Raw genomic sequence first — 7,767 nt, forward strand, 5'->3', positions numbered from 1 at the left:
CTCCTCGTTCTCCACCTGCAAATTCGGTGTTCGTCAGAACTGGGAGAAGATTAAACAACCGCTTCCATCCGGACAACTAGCATTTACCCTAGTGGTGCATCGCAGCACTGTATTGGGGCACGTTTGAAACATCAGGATGCAGCCCTTTCAACGATGCCGTCCATCCACGTCAGCAAAATTATATCGGATGCCGAAGTATTTCGAAATCGCCCGCCGCTCATGCGCGCAGCGGCCGAACCCGCGCCACGATCTCGCCGACGATGCCGCGTCTGAACGCCAGCACACACGCGATGAAGATCAGCCCCGTGACGATCGTCGCCGACTCGCCCAGCGAATTGAACCATTGCACGCCCGTCACCGACGCCAGCGCGCCGCCGATATCGCCAAGCCGATCTTCGAGCGCGACGATCAGCGCCGCGCCCAGCAGCGGCCCAAACAGCGTGCCCATGCCACCGACCAGCGTCATCAGGATCACCAGCCCCGACATGGTCCAATACGCGTCGCCCAGCGTTTCAAACCCCAGCACCAGCACTTTCATCGAGCCGGCCAACCCCGCGATCCCCGCCGACAAGACGAACGCCAGCAATTTATAGCGGTCCGTGTCATAGCCGAGCGAAACCGCCCGCGGCCCGTTCTCCTTGATCGCCACCAGCACCTGCCCAAACGGTGAATGAACGATACGCACGATCAGCAGGAACATCAGCACCATCACGACCAGCACGACGTAGTAGAGCGTGAGATCCGACGAGAGATCCAGCACGCCGAACAGCTTGCCGCGCGGCACGCCTTGCAGGCCGTCTTCGCCATGCGTAAAGGGCGCCTGCAGAAACACGAAGTAGACCATCTGCGCGAGCGCCAGCGTCACCATGGCGAAGTAGATGCCCTGACGGCGGATTGCAAACAGGCCGACGATAAAACCAAGCACCGTCGCCGCAGCCGTACCCGCCAGCACGCCGAGCTCGGGCGAATAGCCGAGCGCCTGGATCGCATAGCCCGTGGTATAGCCGGCCATGCCGAGAAACATCGCGTGACCGAACGACAACAGCCCCGTATAGCCGATCAGCAGATTGAAGGCCGCCGCGAACAACGCAAAACACAGCACCTTCATCACGAATAGCGGATAGATGCCGATGAACGGCACCGCGAGCAGCACCAGCAACAGCAGGCCGTAAAGCACTTTCCTCTGCATCATTTTTCCTTGCCGAAAAGACCCGCGGGGCGCACCAGCAGCACCAGCGCCATGATGACAAAGACGACCGTCGCCGACGCCTCCGGGTAGAACACCCGCGTGAAGCCTTCGATCACGCCGAGCATCAGGCCGGTGAGAATCGAGCCCATGATCGAGCCCATCCCGCCGATCACCACCACCGCGAACACGGTGATGATCATAGGCTGCCCCATCAGCGGCGAGACCTGGATCACCGGCGCCGCCAGCACGCCGGCAAACGCGGCGAGCGCCACGCCAAAGCCGTAGGTCAGCGTAATCATCAAGGGCACGTTGACGCCGAATGCTTCCACCAGTTTTGGATTCTCGGTACCCGCGCGCAGATAGGCGCCAAGACGCGTTTTCTCGATCACGAACCAGGTGACGAAGCACACCACCAGCGAAGCGACCACCACCCACGCGCGGTAATTCGGCAGAAACATGAAGCCCAGATTAGTAGCACCGGAAAGCGCCTCGGGGACGTCATAAGGCTGCCCCGACGAACCGTAGATGGAGCGAAACACGCCTTCGACGACGAGCGTCAGTCCGAAGGTCAGCAACAGCCCATACAGATGATCGAGCTTATACAGCCAGCGCAACATCGAGCGCTCGATCAGCATGCCGAAAGCGCCCACCAGCAGCGGCGCGAGCACCAGCATCACCCAGTACGGCAGATTGAAATACGACAGCCCCATCCATGTGAGCATCGCGCCCAGCATGAACAACGCGCCATGCGCGAAATTGATAACGTTTAGCAGGCCGAAGATAATCGCCAGACCCAGACTCAGGATCGCGTAGAACGAGCCGTTCACGAGCCCGAGCAGCAACTGGCTCAGCATCGCCGAAAGCGGTATGCCAAAGATTTCCATGGAACGCCTTAGCCCTTAACCCATCGTCAAGGTGTGATCGGAAGGCGCGCGGTCTTCCGTACTGCCCGCGCGCAGCGTGGTGAGCCTCGTCCGTGTGTGTCCGTCTGCGTCCGCGAAGCGTGCCGCGAACAGCAACGCCAATGCCGACGCAAATACAAACGCTACCGGACGAAGCCGCAACCCGCGCTTATTTCCACAACGCGCAGCGTGTCTCCGCTTTGGTCGTGAATGCCTGCTCGCCTGGAATGGTCGCGGTGATCTTGTAGTAGTCCCAAGGTTCTTTGGATTCCGCCGGCGTCTTCACCTGCATCAGATACATGTCGTGGATCATGCTGCCGTCCTCGCGGATGTAGCCCTTGGCGTAGAAGTCGTCGATCCTGGTCTTCTTCAGTTGCGCCATGATCTTGTCCGGATCCGTCGAGCCGACCGCCTGCACCGCTTTCAGATAGTTCGTGACGGCCGAATAGTCGGCGGCCTGCAGGCTCGATGGCATCTTCCTCGTCTTGTCGAAGTAGCGCTCGGCCCATTTGCGCGTGGTCTCGTTCTTGTTCCAGTACCAGCTGTCGGTGAGCACCAGACCTTGCGTGGTCTCCAGACCCAGGCTGTGGATGTCGTCGATGAAGACCAGCAGCGCCGCGAGCTTCATGGTCTTGCTGATGCCGAACTCCTTCGCCGCCTTGATGGAGTTGACCGTGTCGCCGCCCGCGTTGGCGAGGCCGAGCACCTGGGCCTTCGACGCCTGCGCCTGCAACAGGAACGAGGAGAAATCCGAAGCCGACAGCGGATGGTGTACGTCGCCGAGCACCTGCCCGCCGTTGGCCTTCACCACGTTTGCGGTGGCCGTCTCCAGCGCCTTGCCGAAGGCGTAGTCAGCGGTCAGGAAGTACCACGTCTTGCCGCCCTGCTTTGTCACCGCTGCGCCCGTGCCCTTCGCCTGCGCCGTGGTGTCGTATGCATAGTGGATCGTGTAGGGCGTGCACTGCTCGTTGGTCATGGTGTCGGCGCCGGCGCCGACGTTGATGTACACCTTGTGCTTTTCGCCCGCTACCTGGTTCATCGACAAGCCCGTTGCCGAGTTCGTGCCGCCGATCAGCACCTGAACGCCATCGCGGTCGAACCATTCACGCGCCCGCGACGCCGCAATGTCCGCCTTGTTCTGGTGATCGGCGTAGAGCAGCTCGATCGGCTTGCCGTTGACCTTGCCGCCGAAGTCGGCGATCGCCATGCGGATCGCTTCGAGGCCGCCGGGGCCGTCGATATCCGCGTAGAGGCCGGACATGTCGGTGATGTAGCCGATCTTGACGGTGTCGTCGGCAGCTCGCGCGCTGCCCATAGTCAGCGCGGCGCCCGCCGCCACTGCAGCAAAGCAGCATGCCGAAAGTCGCGCGAGTGTTTTGATCTTCATTGCGGTCTCCTTGTTTCCTGGCTTTTGGTTATCAGAGGCAATCGGACGCTTCGCAGCTACACGCCGAGCAGATCGTGCAGCGCCGGCATCTTGCTTTCGAGTTCGCCCGCGCCGAAGTGCTCGACGATGCCGCCATGCTCCATCACATAGAAGCGGTCGGCGAGCGGCGCGGCAAAGCGGAAATTCTGTTCGACCATCACGATCGTGTAGCCGCGCGCCTTGAGCGTCACGATCATGCGCGCGAGCGCCTGCACGATGACCGGTGCGAGTCCCTCGGAGATTTCGTCGAGCAGCAACAGACTGGCGCCGGTGCGCAGGATCCGCGCGACGGCAAGCATCTGTTGCTCGCCGCCGGAGAGCCGCGTGCCCTGGCTCGCCTTACGTTCCTGCAGGTTCGGGAACATCGCGTAGATCTCATCCAGCGACATCATGTGCGCGGCGTCACCGACCGGCGGCGGCAATAGAAGGTTCTCCTCGCACGACAGGCTCGAAAAAATGCCGCGTTCTTCGGGACAGTAACCAATGCCGCAATGCGCGATGCGATGCGTGGGCATGTCGATGGTTTCGCGCCCGCCGACGCGAATCGAACCCGTCCGGCGGCCGGTCAGTCCCATGATGGCGCGCAGCGTCGTGGTGCGGCCCGCGCCGTTGCGGCCGAGCAGGGTGACGACTTCGCCGCGGTTCACGGTGAGATCGACGCCATGCAATATGTGGGACTCGCCGTACCACGCCTGCAACCCCGCGATCTCCAGCGCCGGTTGCGCGGCCACCCCGCTCACCTCCACGTTCTCGCGCTCCGCCATCGTGTTCATGCGTGCGCTCCGGTGAGGGCGGCATCGGCGCTGCCCATATAGGCCTGCATGACGAGCGGACTCTTCGATACTTCGGCGTACGTACCTTCGGCGAGCACCTCGCCACGCTGCAGCACGGTGATCGTATCGGAGATGCCGGCAATCACATTCATGTTGTGCTCGACCATCAGAATGGTGCGGCCGCTCGACACCTTCTTGATCAACGCGGTGACGCGATCGACGTCTTCGTGTCCCATGCCCTGGGTCGGCTCGTCGAGCAGCATCAGTTCCGGCTCCATGGCGAGCGTGGTGGCGATCTCAAGCGCGCGCTTGCGGCCGTAGGAGAGTTCGACGGTCAACACATCGGCGAAATCGGTCAAACCGACCTGGGTGAGCAGGTCCATGGCGCGGTCATCGAGCTCATGCAGCGAGCGCGCGCTTTTCCAGAAGTGAAACGTGGTGCCCAGCGTGCGCTGCAAACCGATGCGCACGTTCTGCAATGCCGTCAGATGCGGAAACACCGCGGAAATCTGAAACGAGCGGATGATGCCGCGCCGCGCAATCTGCGCGGGCCGTTCACGCGTGATGTCGATGCCGTTGTAGACGATCTGCCCCGCGGTGGGGACGAGGAATTTGGTCAGCAGATTGAAACAGGTGGTTTTGCCGGCGCCATTGGGACCAATCAACGCATGAATCGAGCCACGCCGCACACGCAGGTTGACACCGTTGACGGCGACGAAGCCCTTGAACTCTCTCGTTAGTCCGCGCGTTTCGAGAATCGTGTCGCCGAGAATCATGTTCCCTTCCATGCGAAGTGAGGCGAAGCACTACGATCTTCCGCGCCAAACGCTGCGCGACGTGTGACGGCGACGACACCCCCTTGCCGCCCGTTGGCGTGCTGCACCGCGTGGTGTACCTCGTGGTGCGCCCCGCGCTGTGCTCATCACGGACGGGTCATCCACGACGAGCTACGCATCGCGCCATTGTCGCGCCAATGATGCAGCGCATTCATTGGGATTTGCACTTAGTATGCAATGCGCGCCGCTGGTCCACGACGCGCATTGGGCCTGGCTGTCACGCAACCGACATCGACGCGACCGGACGAATCTCCGTGGCCTGCCCCGCGAGGCGCGCGCGACGATCCTCGCGAATCATGTCGCTGGCGCGCTCGGCGATCATCAGCGTCGGCGAGTTGGTGTTGCCCGACGTGATGGTGGGCATGACCGACGCATCGACCACCCGCAAACCTTCCACGCCGATTACGCGCAGACGCTGATCGACGACAGCGGCGGGATCGTCCGCCGCGCCCATCCGGCAAGTACCGACAGGATGGAAGATGGTCGTGCCGACATTGCCCGCGGCCTGCTGGAGCTCTTCCTCGGTCTGGAACTGGATGCCGGGGAGGATTTCCCGCGGCTTGTATGGCGCGAGCGCGGCCGCGCCAGCAATCCGGCGCGTCAGACGCAGCGCATTGGCGGCGACGTGACGGTCGTAATCGGTGGACAGATAGTTGGGCGCGATCAGCGGCGCCGCCTGCGGCTCGGCCGAGACGATATGCACGCTGCCGCGCGACGTGGGCCGCAACTGGCACACCGACGCGGTAAACGCGTTAAAGCGATGCAGCGGCTCGCCGAAACGGTCGAGCGACAGCGGCTGCACGTGATACTCGAGATCGGGCCGCGTAAGCGAGCGGTCGTCGGGGTCCGATTTCGCAAAGGCGCCGAGTTGCGAGGGCGACATCGACATAGGTCCGCTCTGAAATAGTGCGTACTGCAAACCGATCATCAGCTTGCCCCACCAATGCGCGGAAGCGGTATTGAGCGTGCGTACACCATCGACCCTATACGCCATGCGCAACTGCAGATGGTCCTGAAGATTCTCACCGACACCCCGCAGATCCTGCACCACGCCAATGCCCAGCTTTTGCAGCCGCGCGCCGTTACCGACGCCGGAAAGCTCGAGCAGTTGCGGCGAGTTGACCGCGCCGGAACTCAGGATCACTTCGCATTTGGCCGTGGCGAAATAATCGACGCCATTGCCGCGATATTCCACACCGACGCAGCGACGCCCATCGAACACGACACGCTGCGTGACGGCCCCTGTAATCACAGTCAGATTGGGACGCTTGAGCGCGGGCCGCAGAAACGCCTTCGACGCATTCCAGCGGATGCCGCGTTTCTGGTTGACGTCGAAATAGCCGACGCCGCTGTTGTCGCCGCGATTGAAGTCGTCGGTGGCGGGGATGCCGGCTTGCTGCGCAGCTTGCGCAAAGGTCTCGAGGATCTTCCATTTCAGCCGCTGCTTTTCGACGCGCCACGGTCCGCCCGCGCCGTGCGATTCGCTGGCGCCGCCGTGGTAGTCCTCGCTGCGTTTGAAGATGGGGAGGACATTGTTCCAGGACCATGAGGCGTCGCCGGTCACACGTGCCCACTCGTCATAGTCTTCACGCTGGCCGCGCATGTAGATCATGCCATTGATCGAGGAGCTGCCGCCCAGCACCCGGCCGCGCGGATAGGAGAGCGCGCGGCCGTTCAGGCCGGGTTCTTCCTGCGTTTTGTAGAGCCAGTCGGTGCGGGGGTTGCCGATGCAGTACAGGTAGCCTACCGGCACGTGGATCCAGTGGTAGTCGTCCTTGCCGCCGGCTTCCAGTAGCAGTACTAATATTTCCGGGTCTTCGGACAGGCGGTTTGCCAGGACGCAGCCTGCTGTGCCGGCGCCGATTACTATGTAGTCGAAGTTGTCTTCTGGCTTTGGGTCGCTTCGCGGAGTTGCGGTCATTTTGGGGTGTCTCCGGTTTGGTGGTTCTTTGGCGGGTTTTTTTGCCTGCGGCAGCTGGTGGTTTTGTTTGTTTTGGTTTTTGTTTTTTGTTTTTTGTTGGCCTTTCCTTGCATTGTTATTGGTTTGCTTGCGTTGCCCCTGTGCGGGGCGGCACTTACTTTCTTTGCCGCCGCAAAGAAAGTAAGCAAAGAAAGCGGGCTGCAACCGCTAGCCCGTAGTGAGCCATCCCGGTCTGCAACCGGGAACGGCCCAACACGAGATGTCCCCTCGCACCGTCACCCCCTAATGACACAGGGCTCATCCGTTCCAGCGTCGCGCTGCGCGCCCCGCCGTCGGGCATAACGGCTCTTCGATAGGCGCTATCTGCTTTCTTCATTGTTAGGCATCCAAATTTTTCAGAGAGATGCTTCCAAATCCACACTCACCCGGCCCCCCTCGCGAACCGTTCCGCCGCGCACGCAGTGCGCTGTCGGGATGAATGAGCCCTGTGTCACTACCGCGGGCGATGCGAGAGACGATCTCGTTTCGGACCACTCCGTGTTCACACAAGTGGTGGACACCTACAAGCTAGCGGTGTGAGCCCGCTTTCTTTGCCTACTTGTATATTGGTCCCAGTGTCCGGAAACTGATCCTTTCCGTTCACCGGAAGCGGTAGCCCGTTTTGCTTACCGGGGCTCACAGCCCGAAAGAAAGCTGGTGGCGCCGCTTCCACTTACCGCT

The 7,767-nt window shown here is 61.7% G+C and carries 6 protein-coding genes; all 6 read right to left on the reverse strand.

Going from position 1 to position 7,767, the window contains the following annotated elements; all coding sequences use genetic code 11:
• Positions 1-217 precede the first annotated feature (217 nt).
• Positions 218-1,189 carry a branched-chain amino acid ABC transporter permease gene (locus tag FQ755_RS23070; RefSeq protein ID WP_186308629.1) on the reverse strand — a complete coding sequence of 324 codons (972 nt, stop codon included), beginning with the start codon at positions 1,187-1,189 and terminating at the stop codon, positions 218-220.
• Positions 1,189-2,073: a branched-chain amino acid ABC transporter permease gene (locus FQ755_RS23075; RefSeq protein WP_144157333.1), complete on the reverse strand. Its 885-nt coding sequence runs from the start codon at positions 2,071-2,073 to the stop codon at positions 1,189-1,191. The genes FQ755_RS23070 and FQ755_RS23075 overlap by 1 nt, the downstream gene beginning before the upstream one ends.
• 187 nt (positions 2,074-2,260) lie before the next feature.
• A complete protein-coding gene (locus FQ755_RS23080) occupies positions 2,261-3,478 on the reverse strand; it encodes an ABC transporter substrate-binding protein (protein ID WP_144157334.1) in 1,218 nt (405 codons plus the stop codon).
• A 56-nt stretch (positions 3,479-3,534) separates the two neighbouring features.
• Positions 3,535-4,290: an ABC transporter ATP-binding protein gene (locus FQ755_RS23085; protein ID WP_144157335.1), complete on the reverse strand. Its 756-nt coding sequence runs from the start codon at positions 4,288-4,290 to the stop codon at positions 3,535-3,537.
• The gene (locus FQ755_RS23090) at positions 4,287-5,066 is read right to left on the reverse strand and encodes an ABC transporter ATP-binding protein (protein WP_144157336.1); all 780 of its coding nucleotides are present in this window, start codon (positions 5,064-5,066) and stop codon (positions 4,287-4,289) included. Before FQ755_RS23090 ends, FQ755_RS23085 begins: the two co-directional genes overlap by 4 nt.
• A gap of 277 nt (positions 5,067-5,343) precedes the next feature.
• Positions 5,344-7,047 carry a GMC family oxidoreductase gene (locus tag FQ755_RS23095; RefSeq protein WP_144157337.1) on the reverse strand — a complete coding sequence of 568 codons (1,704 nt, stop codon included), beginning with the start codon at positions 7,045-7,047 and terminating at the stop codon, positions 5,344-5,346.
• Positions 7,048-7,767: the final 720 nt, after the last annotated feature.

The organism is Paraburkholderia sp. BCC1885 (assembly GCF_900996235.1).
Taxonomy (GTDB): domain Bacteria; phylum Pseudomonadota; class Gammaproteobacteria; order Burkholderiales; family Burkholderiaceae; genus Paraburkholderia.

What these genes read in the sequence shown, in the direction of transcription:
- FQ755_RS23090 (WP_144157336.1), bottom strand. Translation starts at nt 5,066, where the DNA reads ATGATTCTCGGCGACACGATTCTCGAAACGCGCGGACTAACGAGAGAG.
- FQ755_RS23070 (WP_186308629.1), bottom strand. Translation starts at nt 1,189, where the DNA reads ATGCAGAGGAAAGTGCTTTACGGCCTGCTGTTGCTGGTGCTGCTCGCG.
- FQ755_RS23080 (WP_144157334.1), bottom strand. Translation starts at nt 3,478, where the DNA reads ATGAAGATCAAAACACTCGCGCGACTTTCGGCATGCTGCTTTGCTGCA.
- FQ755_RS23075 (WP_144157333.1), bottom strand. Translation starts at nt 2,073, where the DNA reads ATGGAAATCTTTGGCATACCGCTTTCGGCGATGCTGAGCCAGTTGCTG.
- FQ755_RS23095 (WP_144157337.1), bottom strand. Translation starts at nt 7,047, where the DNA reads ATGACCGCAACTCCGCGAAGCGACCCAAAGCCAGAAGACAACTTCGAC.
- FQ755_RS23085 (WP_144157335.1), bottom strand. Translation starts at nt 4,290, where the DNA reads ATGAACACGATGGCGGAGCGCGAGAACGTGGAGGTGAGCGGGGTGGCC.